The sequence below is a fragment of the Desulfamplus magnetovallimortis genome, assembly GCF_900170035.1.
In the GTDB taxonomy this organism is placed as follows: domain Bacteria; phylum Desulfobacterota; class Desulfobacteria; order Desulfobacterales; family Desulfobacteraceae; genus Desulfamplus; species Desulfamplus magnetovallimortis.
Genome location: NZ_LT828556.1, coordinates 78,393 through 93,579, shown reverse-complemented (window position 1 = coordinate 93,579; position 15,187 = coordinate 78,393). Strand labels below are relative to the sequence as shown.

The window sequence follows — 15,187 nt, the reverse complement described above, 5'->3', positions numbered from 1 at the left end:
CACTTTCCGGAGAGAAAACTCTGTGTGGCGGGAATCTCTCACAAAAAAGTGTAAAGTATTTTTGGGTTCAAATGAAGGATGCCAGAAATGACTGTCAAAAATAGAGAGGTTAAGTCAACATCATTGACCCTGCAACCTTTCCATTTGAATTTAAATTTTTGGTGATGTCCCAAATCCGTTGATCTGATAAGGAAACGACTCTATTGATAAGTATTTCCAGAGAGTGGTCCACAGATTTGGGACACTACCGAATTTTTTAGATCCTCATCCAGAAAATTCTTCAGTTTTTCTTTAATGACATCTATTCCATACCGACTGTAAATATACTTTCTGGAGTTGCCTGAAATGGCCTCCCAGACTTTTTTATCACTATATAGTTGACAAATTTTTTCGGCAAATACTTCAGGGTCATCTGCCACCATGACATTTTCCTGATCTTTAAGCCCCATGCCTTCTGCACCAATCGTTGTGGAGACCACCGGCAGCCCAAGGGACATTGCCTGTCCTATTTTTCCTTTCATGCCTGCACCATAACGAAGATAGGATACCATTACCCTTCTTTTGACAAGCTCCGGTTCCACATCTTCCACCCACCCAACAGCTTTAATGCTTTCCGATGCAAGGGCCTTCATGGCATCTTTCATATAGCTTCCAACAAGATAAAGGCAAATGTCAGGAATCTTTTTCTGAACAAGGGGAAGTACATTTTCAACAAAATAAAATACCGCATCCTCATTGGGCGGATGGTTGTAATTGCCTATGAAAACAAGTCCATCTGTATCTTCCCAGGAGATATCAAAGGGGAGTTTTCTGTGAATATTGGGCAGAACAAAGCAGTCAAGTGATGGAATTTCTTTAAGAAGATGCTTTTTATCATCTTCGGTTACCGTAAAGACAACATCAGACATGACAGCATTAGCAAGCTCTTTCTGACGCGTTTTTACAGCCCTCCTACGCATATTGTCATCTAACTCAATCTCTGCCTGTCGAAATTCCCTTACATAATGAATATCCACAGTATCATAATAGATCCTTGCATTGGGGTTAAGAAGTTTTACAATATTCATATAGCGATGACCTATATCAACACGGGAGAGCATTATAATATCGTACTGGCGACCGGCAAGGGCATCTGCAATTCCATAGTCTCCGCAAAAGACCTCTATTCCCATGAACTCAAGTGCCCGCCTGTATTTTGGTGTACAATCCAGATTATCAGGAAAAAAAGTTACCCTGATTCCCAGCTCAACAAGCATTTTAAGTATCTCAAACATGCGGAGAGAACCTGAATCCTCATCAAAAGTTGGCAAAGTCAAATCAATGACAAGGGCTGTTGTCTGCCTGTCGGGGTTCAGAAGTACAGATATATCATCATATGCAGCTGGTTTGTAAAAAAGCTCCTTTCTCCAGCGTTTCAAAAAAGAGATCCGATCATGATCTATAACCCACTCATAAGGCTCATCAAATCTATCCTCTTTATCTCCATCCTGATCATCAAAGTGCTCCCTGATCTCTTGATGCGGCTCTTCATACTGATCTGCATCGACTACTTCAACTGATAATTTCTCATCTGATGATGAAAGTGTAAGCATATCAACAATATCTTCTGGAATCTCATCCTTAAACCTGTCACCGGCAAAAGATATTCTCGGGTCAAACCTTACTTTGTAATCTCTTTTTTTCAACTGCCATATCAGTTCAGTCATCTGGTACGGAGCAGTATAATATCCATCAAAAGAGTTCCCATCAAAAGAGTTCCCATCAAGAGAGTTCCCATCAAGAGAGTTTCCGTCAAGAGAGTTTCCATCAAGAGAATTTCCATCAAGAGAATTTCCGTAAAAAGAGGTGTTATAAAAAAACTCTGTCAGCACTCTATTACGTATAATAAAAAAGGGCGAATCAGTTGCATCAACATTTCTTGCACAGGAATTTAAAGGATGAGTCACAGACATACCAACAGGAAAGGTATGGATATGGCCTTCACGGGTAATCTGCCCGAACGAATGGGATACTTTCTTTTCATGATTTTCAACAACAGGAAGAAGAATACCTGTTTCAGGGTAATGTCTGAACATGGTCTCTGCATTTTTAATAAGATCCTTGCCAGGCCTCATTCCGGATTGAAAGAACCAAATAAACCCATCAGGGGAGACAATATTCTCCCTGGCCTGCTGCAATGCCCAAGGCAAAACCTTACACTCCTGAATCACTGATTTTGGCATCACATGGTATTCAATGGAGTTGAGTTCACAATAAGTTTCAATTGCAGGGTCATGAACTCCATAAACAGAAACTGAAACAGAGCGACCGACTTGTTCAGCCATCTGAAAAAACAGAAGCAGTGCAGCAGGTAAAAAACCAGAGTGATCAATCTTATTGTTATATATCCACAGAGCATGATCTACTCTCTTATGTTGTTTATCGGTTTTTTTATCCATGAATTGTTTAAGGGGAATCCCGGAAAGAAGACGCCTCATCCAGGGGTACAGTGCAGCCTGTGTATCCAAAAATGAAAGCGGAAATCTCTCATGCTGCTCATCATTAATAAGCAGTTTGCTACCGGAAATCATCCTGGCATCTGTCATAAGTTTGCTGTCTGCCGGATGACACCAGACTGCAATGTGCTGATCCTCGGTTGCATTTGGCGAATCAATTTCAATACGATATACATTGCCCCTTGAATCACCAATCGGCGGAAAACTAATGGGATAGTACTGGTTATCAAGAACATCAATGGCATTGAATTCACAACTGAACACAGGTGCAAGCCTGTGTCTGTCATGGTTCTCATCCTCCTTAAAAATGAACACTCGAAGATCGCATGTATTAACACGCACATATGTTGCAAGCATGATCTTAATGCAGAAAAAATCGTTATGGGCACAGCAGATACTGAAACAGAGCCTTTTGTTATCTTTAATGGCAACCGGGTGTGGCCCAGGGGCTGCCACACGTACCATAAGTTCAGGATTTTCCATGTCTCCTGCAAATGCATCAAAAACAGGGGTATAATCAAGTATCTCCTGCACGCGATCTTTTTCAATGGGCTTTTTATTCTTTGGAAGCAGAAGCCCTGTATCACCTGTAATGGAATCAATTGGCGCTTCAGCAATCAAGTCCCGAATTTGTCGGTTCTTTTTGAGAATTGTGGTTACCTGGGGAATTGGGATACCCCGCCATATCTTGCCAACACGGGAAGAGTGAAGCTGATTAAGAAGGGATTCTATCTTTTCGTCAAGTTTGGCCATCTGTTTTTCAAGAAGGTGCCAGCGCTCAAAAAAAGCCTCAACCTCTTCGGTGACATGAACTTCATGGGATTTTATCCACTTTACAAGCCTGTTATAGTTGTCCTGAATAATGTCATTGGTAAGAGGGCCGATATCACCTGCATGAACCTTGAACAGAGAACGGATGTCCTGACTTCCAAGTCCGAGGGTCAACTGCTTGCTCTGTTCATGGATGGTCTTGTTCAAAAGCAGTTGTTTCTCTTTCTGAGCCTTCAAAGCTCTTTTTAATGCAGCAACCTTTTTTTTCATAACCGCTATGGAGATCATCCATCTCTTTCTGCAACAGAAGAGCCTTATCAGCAAGCTGACGATTTTGTTCATCAAGAAAAGATTTCTGCTCATTAAAATGATTTTTTAGGTTTTCAATTTCACTTTGAAAACCGCTTTGAATACTCTGTATTCGCTCTGATTCTTGATGCAACTGCTGGTGAAGAGCTGTGTTTTGAGCATGACAATGCTCTATCTTTTTTTCCATCTCCTTGATACGGGAACGCCTGTCCTGACTTAAAAGCCAGTAATCAGCCATAAATGCTGTCTTTTCACTGTCTGAAAAAGCAAGAAAATTCTTGGCAAACATCTGTGCATATGCGTCACGCCAGTTTTCTGTTTTGCTGGAGAGTGTAATCTGCTGTGCCTGCCCCCACACCGAATATTCGGATGTGATTCGGTTCAGGTGATAAAATCTTGTTTTCCTGGATAGCCTGAAAAGCAGATCCCAATCCTCAAATAGATTAAAAGAGGGGTCAAAGCCACCCACATCAACAAAAAGCATGCGGTCAATCAGAAGGGTATTTAAAGGAATATAGTTTTCAAATGCAAGCCTGTCTGCATCAAATGGTTCGTTAAACTCTCCAATTATCCTGAATTGCTCGGGTTCATCGTTTTCACCAAGAAGATCTTTTTGCACAAGGCGACTTCCGGAGTACGCAACCTTTGCATCAAAACGTAGCATGGCAAGCTCAAGACGCCTTATATGATCTGGAAAAAAAATATCATCATCATCCAGAAAACAGATTGCATCTCCACTTGCTGCGGCCACACCGGCATTACCGGCTTCAGATCGCCCCAGGGATTTCTCATGCACAACTGTTATAATACGAATATCTGAAGCAGAATCTATATCGGAACCTGAATTTGTTGCGGAACCTAAATCTGCCTCAAAACCTGAATTTGTTTGGGAAACGGCATCTGTCTCAAAACCCGCATCTGTCTTGGAACCTAAATCTGCCTCGGAACCTAAATCTGTCTCGGAACCTAAATCTGCCTCGGAACCTAAGTCTGTCTCGGAACCTAAGTCTGTCTCGGAACCTAAATCTGCCTCGGAACCTAAGTCTGTCTCGGAACCTAAATCTGTCTCGGAACCTAAATCTGTCTCGGAACCTAAATCTGTCTCGGAACCTAAGTTTGCCTCGGAATAGTTATCAGTTCCGGAAAAAAAATCAAGAAGAGAATCAATTGGATCACCGCCGTCGTTGACAATAATGACTTCATCTGGTTTTCTCTGCTGCTTTGCAACACTTTCAAGGCAACGTGCAAGAAGCCTGGGTCTGTTTTTTGTCCTTATTATTACAGAGCAAGATAGCCTGTCAGCTTTCTTAATATCAGCTTTCTTAATATCAGTTTTCTTATTTTCAGACTCTTTAGTCATCTCTTTTTCAGCAGATTGTTCCATGTAAATTTCTTTCATAAAAAAATATTTTCAAAGCAGATCACCACCACTTTTTCAAAACAGACCACCATCACTTTTTCAAAACAGATCACCATCACTTTTTCAAAACAGACCACCATCACTTTTTCAAAACAGACCACCATCACTTTTTTAAAACAGATCACCATCACTTTTTCAAAACAGATCACCATCCCCCATGGTATAGAAAATGTTTTCAGATGCCCACCCATAATCAAGTGATTCATCAAAAATCCGGATGGTAGGAATTATTCCTGTAGGTTCATCACGGTTATCAAACCCTGCTTTTCTGAATATTGCCGCAAGAAAATGATCTGAAGGAAGCCAGGTTTCAATGGTATCAAACCCCCTTTGATAAAGCATTGCCATCAAATGAGAAGTAAAATCCACTACGAGTTTTTCTTTTTCCGGAAAAAGCATATCCACAATAACAGCCTTTTTATCCTTAAAGCTTAATACCATTATACCCTGACATTTTTTAAGGGGAGGATATGATATACCCCAAATCTCATAGCTTTTAAAAGGATGGTCAAAAAAACGCCACTTCATAAATGCCGAATCTCTTGTAACAGCAAGCGGATAGTCTTTTGAACTACTGTTCCAGAGGCTGTCAAACAAGCCTGAATCACTCTGGAAATCATCATATTCTATACGAACAATTTTTCCCTGCAAAAGATCTCCGATGCCTGAAAAAAAACGCCTTTGTCTGGTCTTATGCTCCATAATGTTTTTTACAGAACCACAAAAAAATGCTGCCCCATTACCAATAGAAGCATATTCAAGATATTTAACACCAATATCAAAATGGTATTTTCCAGGAAAGCCATACATGACAAAGGTGTCTGACCTGTTGCCAAAAAAATCAAAATATGCATTGGCTGTATGAATAAAAAGACCGCTTCCCCTGTAGTCAGGATGGGACATAATATCTGATAGATGAATCATCACAATTTTTCTGTCTGAAAAGTTGGAGTGGAACGGAATGCCTCCATATAGAACCACAGGCATCCCTTTTGAATTTTCACAGATCAGAATGGCTGTTTCATAGGGATTATCAATATACTTCCATCGCCAGAGCTTAGATGAAATCTCATTATTAAATGCTGCCTGCCATAGCTGACGCACATTTTCCTCATCCTTGAATGCATCATAGGGTCTGATTACGAGGTTCTCGTTTTTAAAAGTTATGTTTTTTTCCATTTCCATATTTTATGAGCACCTTTCAATGGAGAGCGAAATCTTGAGAAATACTCCCCGGGAACAAGATTATTCCAGACTTCTTCAGGCAGTATGACAGGTAGATCTTTCTGGTTTAGCAACGGCAACTGAACAAAAGGGATAAAAAAAGGATTCACTCCGATTTCAAAAAAAAAGGAACATCTATATTTTCAGGGCTATAAAGGCTCTGTTCAGTTTTTTTATCAAATTCACAAATGATTATATCAGGTTCAAAAGGGTGATAGTGATCAATTTCTTGAAGATCGGAACATTCCGGCTCATACCTGCCTCTGCTTTTAAGGTCAAACAACATGGATGGATAGTGTTTTTTCTTAAAGGCTCCATGAGAGTTTTCAATCATACTCAATTTTTCCATGCCTGGTTCAAGGGAGTTTTTATTACAGTTAGGAGCAGGGGACTGGTTATAGTAATGGATCATCTCTGAGTCGGGAATACATACTGGCAAGGTTCCAGATTTTAAGGCACTCACTGAAAGGTCAGCATCTTCATAGTACATGAAAAAAGCGGGGTCAAAAATCCATTTTTTTTCAGGGTCATCATGTCGGGTAACTGCCCAATTGCGATTGATGAGCATACATGCACCTGACAAAAATGGCTCAGCAAAGGGCTTTGCAGAACTCCAGAACCTTTCATGGCGTATCTGCCAGTAAAAGCCAAGATGTTGTGCATCCAGTTCACACATGGATTGACTCATCAAAGCATAGTCCATCCATGAAGATGCTCCAAGACCAGGAGGCAGCCTGAAACGCTTCCCGTCATCCCAGTAGAACCTTGGTCCTGCCAGAACAGCTCCTGAAGATTTTGCGCCTGACAGAAGTTTTTCAACAGCCCCCAAAGGAACCCTCATATCAGGATTGAGAAGCAGTATCCATTCGGTATCAACAAGGTTTGCTGCAAGGTTTACCCCTGCACCAAATCCAATGTTTTTGCCAGGTGACAAAACATGTACCCTATGATACTCACGTTCAATATCCTGATCAGCAACTAAAAAATCGGAACAGGGGCCATCAAAAGAGTAATCACCGCTGTTATCAACGATAAAAATCTGTGTGATAATTGAAGAGGCAAAAAGATCCAAAATCAGATTATTCACAAGAGCGGATGTGTAGTAATTTACTATAATTGCAGCAATACTCATAAGTTAAATCACACTTGCAACATGATTAAAATTCACAGAATATCCCATTTATGATCAAGTTTAAGCAAACCAAGTTCATTCTGGGAGTTATTTTCCGGCAAAATACGTATTACAGCAGATTCAGCCTTGTCAAAAAGAAGCATTCCAAGGTTATCTGAAACAAGAACTTCAACTGCAAACTCCCCATGATAGAAAGGAATAGCAGGATATGTAATCCTCATTTTCAGGCATCCCCTGCCCTTCAAGGGCTTGTCAATAGATGTATTTATTTTTGCTGCATGGCACATCAGTTGATCACTTCGTTTTATAACAGCAGCCACAAGGTATTCAACATCTTCATGGGCTTTGCATTCAATATCCACAACAAGGTTGTCACCTGTGGTAAGAGTGATTTCATCACCACATCCATTTAAAAGAATAGAAGTTACATTAACCGGAGTGGAAAGATTGCCGTTATCATCAAGTTCTCTATCTTTATTAGTGCAGCGATCATCAATATTTTCCTCTCCTCCACTGGCCACACCATTCCCTGAATCCGACCTCACAGTGCCAGTTGATGGAGATGTATCCTTTTTCCGACGACAGAAGTTCTCATAACTTGCGGTTACTTCCTCTGCCCTGCCCATTTCAACAAGCCTGCCATTGTCAATCCAGATTGCGTTGTCACAAAGCATGTTGACAAGGTAAAGAGAGTGGCTGCAAAAAAGGATTATCTTTCCTCTGTTTTTTATTTCCACCATTTTATCAACACATTTTTTCTGAAAATGCTGATCCCCCACACTCAAAGCTTCATCAATTATAAGAATATCAGGGTCAACAACAGTGGCAATGGAAAAAGCAAGGCGCACAACCATTCCGGATGAGTAGGTCTTGATAGGTCGGTCAATAAAATCCCTTAATTCCGAAAAATTGATAATTTCATCTTCCCACTGTTCAATCTCTTTTTTTTCAAGTCCCATAAGAGACGCATTCATCCAGATATTTTGTCTGCCTGTAAACTCGTAATGAAAGCCTGACCCAAGTTCAAGAAGAGCTGAAATTCTTCCTGACACCTTAATTTCTCCGTCACTTTGCTGCAATGTGCCGGCAAGAATCTTAAGAAGTGTACTTTTACCTGCACCATTGTCTCCCACAATACCCATTGTCTCACCCATCTCTATTGAAAAAGAGATATCCTGAAGGCTGTGAAAAGCCTGGTGATATTGCTTTCTTAAAATAGCTTCTTTGAGGCGATCCAGGGGTTTATTATAAAGTCTATATGACTTTGAAATATTTTTGACAACAAGTGACGACATCTATAGAACATCCCCAAAGGCATTCCTTGATTTCATGAAAAACCAGGCTCCGGCAAGATAGACAACAATTGATATCGCACCCATCTGAATGAGTAACAGAAAATCAAGGGTATGTTTCAAAAGAATATCCCTGACAATATCCACAAACCCGAACATTGGATTAACATAAAGCATGAATCTTAGGTTTTCCGGTACCATTGAACCGGGATATATCACAGGAGTTGCAAAAAACCATAGCATCATTATTATGGTAAGTAGCTCTCCTGTATCACGCATAAAAACACACAACGCAGCAAGTCCATATGAAAAACCCAACGCAAAGAGAAACTCCATCAGAAGCACAACCGGCAGAAGAGACCAGACAGGATGAAAAGAACCAATCAAAAGCAGATAGAACAGAAAAATCAAAAGCCCTATACCCTGAAGAATAAATGCTGAAATTACTGTGCTTAAAGGTAAAAGCTCCACAGGAAAAACAACCTTGGTAATAAGACCGGCCTGCTGAACAATAATGCCAACAGATTTACCCACACTGTCTGCAAACATTATCCAGGGGAAAAACCCCGCAAGGAAAAAAATAACAAACCTGTCTGTCCCTGTCTCTTCAACTGTAACACCCACCCGCAACACCATTGAAAAAACAAAGTAATAGGAAAGAATCGTTGCAAACGGATGAATAATCGTCCAGAGACTTCCAGCCATTGACCCTGCAAAGCGCCCTCTAATGTCTCTTGATACAAACTCTTTCAAAAGATAGCTCTGTCTGAAAGAGGAATAAAATGGCTGAAATACCTTGAACAATGACAATGGCCTCGTTTTAGTTTTCTGCATTTCTGTCTGTTTTTTTACCTGGTGTGTTCTTTAGTTTTCTGCATCTCTGTCTGTTTTTGAGCTGGTGCGTTCTTTAGTTTTCTGCATCTCTGTCTGTTTTTTAGCTGGTGCGTTCTTTAGTTTTCTGCATCTCTGTCTGTTTTTTAGCTGGTGCGTTCTTTAGTTTTCTGCATTTCTGCCTGTTTTTTAGCTGGTGCGTTCTTTAGTTTTCTGCATTTCTGCCTGTTTTTTTTACCTGGTGTGTTCTTTTCCCACCGGACTGATGTTAAAAATGGGGTTAGATAACACATTTAAAAGAATAATTCACCCCTTTTGTTTTTTATGCTATGAGTGAAAAACCTTTACTCCCCATCAATAAGGTGATAATTTTATGGCTTTATTTTTTACCGTGAAAATGACTGTCATTTTTATATTTGGGGGTGATTGATACGTAATCAATCATGCCTGTTTACCGTGGAAATAGATACAAATTTCCATATTCGGGGGTGGCTGAATGCCGGCCATGACCATTTACCATAAAAACATTCCTTAATTTTTATAATCCGGCGGTCGAGGAATTATCCGGCCATGTCCGTTTACACACTCAAATCAGACTATAAATCAGATTATTAGCTATTTATGACATCATCAATTTCAAAACTCTCTCTCTCTTCAACAATACCTTTACCTGAAAAATCCACTCTCATGCCCTGCATGAATGACCCAGAGCCTGAAGTTTCAATTGTAATGCCCTGCCTGAACGAGGCAGAATCACTTGAGGCGTGCATCAAAGAGGCTATCGCAGCCATAAAATTGAGTGGAACCACAGGAGAGGTTGTAATTGCAGACAATGGCAGCACAGACGAATCCGTCAAAATTGCTCTTTCTGCAGGAGCAAGGGTTGTTCATGTTGAACAAAAAGGATACGGCAATGCCCTTCAGGGTGGTATAAACGAAGCAAGAGGGACATTTGTACTTATGGGAGATGCTGATGGCAGTTATGATTTCCGTGAGCTTCCGGAATTTCTGAAACTGCTTCGTGATGGCTGTGACCTTGTCATGGGATGTCGTCTCCCTAAAGGTGGCGGAACCATAGAAAAGGGAGCTATGCCCTGGAAACACAGATGGATAGGCAACCCTGTACTTTCGGGACTTGGCAAACTCTTTTTTGCATCTCCTGTTGTGGATTTTCACTGCGGTCTGAGGGCATTCAGAAGAGAAGCCATTCTAAATCTTGATCTTAAGACACCAGGGATGGAGTACGCTTCGGAAATGGTCATAAAGGCACAGCTCCAATTCCTGAAAATCGGCCAGATACCCATTACCCTTAGATGTGATAAACGAACCTCTCCTCCACACCTTAGATCATTTCGGGATGGATGGCGCCACCTCAGATTCATGCTCCTTTATACACCCAAATGGCTCTTTGTTTTTCCGGGGCTGATTCTTTTTTTAACCGGTCTTGCAGGTTCCCTTATACTGCTGCCAAAACCACTTACCATCTCCGGTGTCACACTTGATCTTAATACCCTTCTTGTATCAAGCACTGCCATGCTTGTGGGTTTCCAGCTCTGTTTCTTCGGGATTTTTACCAAAGCATATGGCGTAAGCATTGGTCTTTTGCCTGGCAAAGACTACTGGCTTAAACTTATAAACGGGAAATCCGTTGAAATCGGTATAATTGCGGGATTTATTATCATTCTCACAGGAGCTGCCATTCTTGGATATGCACTTATTGGATGGAAAAATGCAGGTTTTGGTGAGCTTTCATATCAGGAGAGCTTAAGACAGGTTATTCCGGCTGTCACCTGCCTTGGCCTTGGCATCCAGACAGTGGTATCAGGGTTTGCTCTTGCCATTCTGGGTTTAAAAAAATAAATTATGGGATCAGATCAATTCTATAATACAACAGATTACAGTATATCAGGTGCTAACAAAAACCCCGATATTGAAATACCCGATGCGGAAAGCTACAATGCCGTTGATTATTTTTCACTTTCCCATCCATTGCGAGGTTTTACATCAAGAATCGTACTTCAATCCCGCCAAAACATGTTCAAAATGTTCATGAAAACAATGAAACCATCCCCCCTTGATCTTGTTGTTGATGTGGGAATAACACCTGATACCACCCTTAAAGATTCAAATTTTTTTGAAAAGCTCTATCCATATCCTGAAAGACTTGTGACAACAAGCATTGAGAATGCCTCAAACATAACAAAAATCTTTCCAATGATAAGGTTTGTTAGGACACCAGGAGATGCTCTGCCATTCAGGGACAATGCCTTTGATTTCCTTTTCTGCTCCGCAGTCCTGGAACATGTGGGAGACGATGTTTGCCAGAAAAAATTTATCAAAGAAATTCTCAGAATATCAAAACAATTTTTCATTACAACGCCCAACCGAATGTTTCCTGTTGAATTTCACACATTTCTCCCTTTAATACACTGGCTCCCAAGAAGATATCACCAAACAATTTTAAGTCGAACAGGCAACTCATTCTGGTCAGAAACAGAAAATCTCAATCTGATTACACCACAAAAGCTTAGAACCTTATTTCCTGACAACAGTGATCTTCATATAAATTACCATTTTTTGATGGGCATCCCATCAAATATTATCGCCTATGGCCGCTCCCCTGAAAACCAATTATCTTAAAACCACTGACCCTGCCTTATCCTCAAAGCCGGTTATTGAAGGTATCGTCTTTTTACGGGCAATTATGTCCATATTTGTAGTGATATGGCATGTAATTTTGTGGAATATCCAGAGTGGAACCCTTCCACCTTCTGATATTTTCATTAAAGAGAGATGCTCTGATCCAAGCTATACCTTTCTGGATTTCATAAGCTTTCAAGTGCTTTTAACGGCTGTTCCTGTCTTTATACTTATGTCGAACTATCTTTTTGCAAATAACTTTATTAATGAGAATAGCAAAGACTTGAATCAGGATTCTGACTCTTTTTTTCACCTGAAAAAACGCATCAGAAGACATTTTCTTTTATTTACTTTCTGGTTTTCTGTATTCACTGTCTATATGGGGCATTTCATGGGATTTTCCCATGTTATGAAGATGCCGGCAACAGTTTATAATGCAATTATTCTGATTGTGTCCGCAGGTGGCAGTCCATATTATTTTTTTTTATCCCTCTCCATAACTCAAATAATTACATACTGCGCTAGAAATCTGTCCATTAAATGGCTTATTATCATGTTTGCAATATCAACATTGATAATCGCTGTACTGCCGTTTCTGGCTATTTCGTATAAGCTCCCCTCATTAACAGCCTACTGGAATCCTCTTAATTTTTTACCATATTCCTTTGTGTCTCTTTTAATCACAAAATTTTTGCCCCGTCCCGATAAAAAAAGACATTTTCCTATTACTGACATACCCATTACAAACAATCCATTCAAACATAAAACAAGTGGCAAAACAGTAAAAGAATACAAAATTCTTTTTGAACACATAACGAACAGCATACTTTTACTGACTGTAATATGTTGTTTGTTTTCCATGATGGAATGGAGATACTTTACATCAGACATTATTTTCATACACCAGGGTTATGGGATTCCGGCATATGCGAGAGTATCCCTTATTTTTTCATCAACAGCGATCATGTTAACGGCCATATTCCTTCCCGTAAAATTTGATACCCTTACTGGAAGCATCATCCGTTTTATGGCAAAGCATTCCCTTGGGCTTTACTGCATACATTTCTATCTAATCATGCCTGCCAACTGCTTGGTTGCACAACATATTAAATCGTTTTTTTTCCTGCTGTGTGCAACTTCATTTTTGACAGCTACTGCAGGCTATATAACATTAAGAATATTAAGGATATTCATACGAAATGATCTTTTAAGATAATAATACAAAAAATATAGATATCGGCATGTTTCGGTTTCCGGTTTACACTTTCATGAAGCAGATCACCATTTTTAGGGCAGATCGACCAAAAAATGTAAAATAGCATACAAAACATGCCAAAATACACCCACCTTTTTTTATTGATATAAAAAATACTATCTGATATGAAGATGAACTTAGTGCCCTTCGGGCGGGCTTTTCCATAACCAAACTGCTTTTGCAGGATAAAAATGGAAATTCCTATACTACTATACTACCAAGTTACAATCAAAACAACTTTCACATTTTTTTTGGTTGGTGGGGTCATCATCTTGGGTCTTGAAGGCTTAGTTAAAACAAATTTCACACCCTGCACTCAACAAAATTATCATTATTACGACTTAAGAAAACGTAGCGCCCTTCAGGAGGGCCTTCCCATAAACTATTGCTTTTGCACGAGATATAATGGAAATCTCTAATAATATGAACTTACTTTGGACGAAAGCTTTTGAAAAAAATGCTGTCCTCCGAAAACTGATTTGCGAGGTTACTACATGTCAAAAAAAAGATTTGCAACCTGCCTTATCACAGGAAAGCTTGCACTTGGTACTGTGGTGTATCAACCAACAACATACGCTTCGAGCTTGGACACTTTAAAAAATGACTCTGTAAGTAACCAATATGTTACATCCTCTCCATGCCTTTCCAACCTGTTTACAACTAATCTTAATTTACACGAACTGCCAGGAGAAGCCATTGAAGTAAATAACTGTTCGGAAGATGATGCAGGGGCTTATGGTCCAAGCGCAACAAACAGTGCCATTATAAATATGCCAGGAACAAATTGCACTTTTGGAACTCCTGACAGTCTATCAGTGATAGTCACAGGCGTAAAACCTGCGGATCATGTTTTCCTATGTATTTCCGATAGCAATAATGACCCAGCAGCCTTGTCGGAAACAAACGGACAGCTAGGTCTTGGAATTGAAAACTTTGAAATAGTAGCATATTACAAAATGAGCCAGGCAACAATTCCATATAGTGGTTCTGCGTCAATTCCGCCAATTAGTGTTAACTCATCTCAAACTCAAAACCCAATAAAAATAGAATTTGCATTGTCTGACCTTAATTCATTTATTGGTGATCAGTTTTATCTGCAATTAATTACTTTTCCGGATGGTCAGATTGGTCAATGGGAATACTGCAGATCGTCTGAAGTGGATACCATTTCAATTGAAGAAAAAAACTGCTGTAGCGGCCCGTATTGCTGATGATGGCAAGGAAACAAAATGATCTTAAATGGCAAATACCTTTCCATCAGGCAACTCAAACCAGAGGATGCTTATATAATAATGGAATGGTATGAGAACACATCATTCAGTTTTTACAAGCCATTTCTTAAGAGTCTTTTTCCAGATATAAAGGCATTATCGGATTACATTAATGCCCACCTCCAAGTAAATCCACCCATACAGATTGAATATCTTATTCTTGACAGAAAAAAGGAAAAACCCACAGGAATAGTTAGCATTCAAGATATTGATTATATAAATAAAAAAGCAGAACTTGCTCTATGGATAAACAAGAAACCTGCTGGCCGCCAGGGTATTGAAGCACTATGGTGTGCTGTAACGCACGCTTTTAATGATCTTGGCCTGGAAAAGTTGATTTTTTATGTTGCCAGGAACAACCATGATTTTTTAAAAAAACTGGAAAATCATCAATGGACTCCCGAAGCAATACTTAAAAAAGAGTTACTTTTGTCTGACTCAAGCCGCCTTGACATTTATCGTTATGCCATCTTCCCTGAAGATATTGACCTTCCGTTCTGGCAATCAATCAAAAAAGCACTAAACTACACAGAAAGCTGTTGAAACT

11 protein-coding genes are annotated in these 15,187 nt (G+C 39.8%); 5 read left to right on the top strand and 6 right to left on the bottom strand.

The annotated features are described in order from the left end of the window. Positions 1–200: 200 nt before the first annotated feature. From MTBBW1_RS21835 to MTBBW1_RS21810, 6 genes are all read right to left on the bottom strand, one after another. Entirely contained in the window at positions 201–3,554 is a 3,354-nt protein-coding gene (locus MTBBW1_RS21835; RefSeq protein ID WP_186441632.1) for a glycosyltransferase, read from the bottom strand. Continuing rightward, complete coding sequence (locus tag MTBBW1_RS21830) at positions 3,454–4,974, bottom strand: glycosyltransferase (protein WP_080807158.1); 1,521 nt, start codon at positions 4,972–4,974, stop codon at positions 3,454–3,456. The genes MTBBW1_RS21835 and MTBBW1_RS21830 overlap by 101 nt, the downstream gene beginning before the upstream one ends. 156 nt (positions 4,975–5,130) lie before the next feature. Next, positions 5,131–6,180: a GNAT family N-acetyltransferase gene (locus MTBBW1_RS21825; RefSeq protein WP_080807155.1), complete on the bottom strand. Its 1,050-nt coding sequence runs from the start codon at positions 6,178–6,180 to the stop codon at positions 5,131–5,133. 145 nt (positions 6,181–6,325) lie between these two features. Further along, a complete protein-coding gene (locus MTBBW1_RS21820) occupies positions 6,326–7,351 on the bottom strand; it encodes a glycosyltransferase (RefSeq protein ID WP_080807151.1) in 1,026 nt (341 codons plus the stop codon). Positions 7,352–7,383: 32 nt separating this feature from the next. Next, on the bottom strand, positions 7,384–8,646 hold the full coding sequence (locus MTBBW1_RS21815) for an ABC transporter ATP-binding protein (protein ID WP_080807148.1): 1,263 nt from the start codon (positions 8,644–8,646) through the stop codon (positions 7,384–7,386). Continuing rightward, positions 8,647–9,477: an ABC transporter permease gene (locus tag MTBBW1_RS21810; protein WP_080807146.1), complete on the bottom strand. Its 831-nt coding sequence runs from the start codon at positions 9,475–9,477 to the stop codon at positions 8,647–8,649. It lies immediately after the preceding gene. A gap of 618 nt (positions 9,478–10,095) precedes the next feature. Here MTBBW1_RS21810 and MTBBW1_RS21805 point away from each other — a divergent pair. The 5 genes from MTBBW1_RS21805 (at position 10,096) to MTBBW1_RS21785 (ending at position 15,183) form a co-directional block, all read left to right on the top strand. Then, complete coding sequence (locus MTBBW1_RS21805; protein WP_222424142.1) at positions 10,096–11,334, top strand: glycosyltransferase family 2 protein; 1,239 nt, start codon at positions 10,096–10,098, stop codon at positions 11,332–11,334. A 3-nt stretch (positions 11,335–11,337) separates the two neighbouring features. Continuing rightward, the gene (locus tag MTBBW1_RS21800; protein ID WP_080807142.1) at positions 11,338–12,114 is read left to right on the top strand and encodes a class I SAM-dependent methyltransferase; all 777 of its coding nucleotides are present in this window, start codon (positions 11,338–11,340) and stop codon (positions 12,112–12,114) included. Then, positions 12,083–13,330 (top strand): acyltransferase family protein, encoded by a 1,248-nt coding sequence (locus MTBBW1_RS21795; RefSeq protein WP_080807140.1) that lies wholly within the window; start codon positions 12,083–12,085, stop codon positions 13,328–13,330. The genes MTBBW1_RS21800 and MTBBW1_RS21795 overlap by 32 nt, the downstream gene beginning before the upstream one ends. Positions 13,331–13,863: 533 nt before the next feature. After that, positions 13,864–14,580, top strand: a complete 717-nt coding sequence (locus MTBBW1_RS21790) for a hypothetical protein (RefSeq protein WP_080807138.1) — start codon at positions 13,864–13,866, stop codon at positions 14,578–14,580. An 18-nt stretch (positions 14,581–14,598) separates the two neighbouring features. Beyond that, complete coding sequence (locus MTBBW1_RS21785; protein ID WP_080807136.1) at positions 14,599–15,183, top strand: GNAT family N-acetyltransferase; 585 nt, start codon at positions 14,599–14,601, stop codon at positions 15,181–15,183. Positions 15,184–15,187 lie beyond the last annotated feature (4 nt).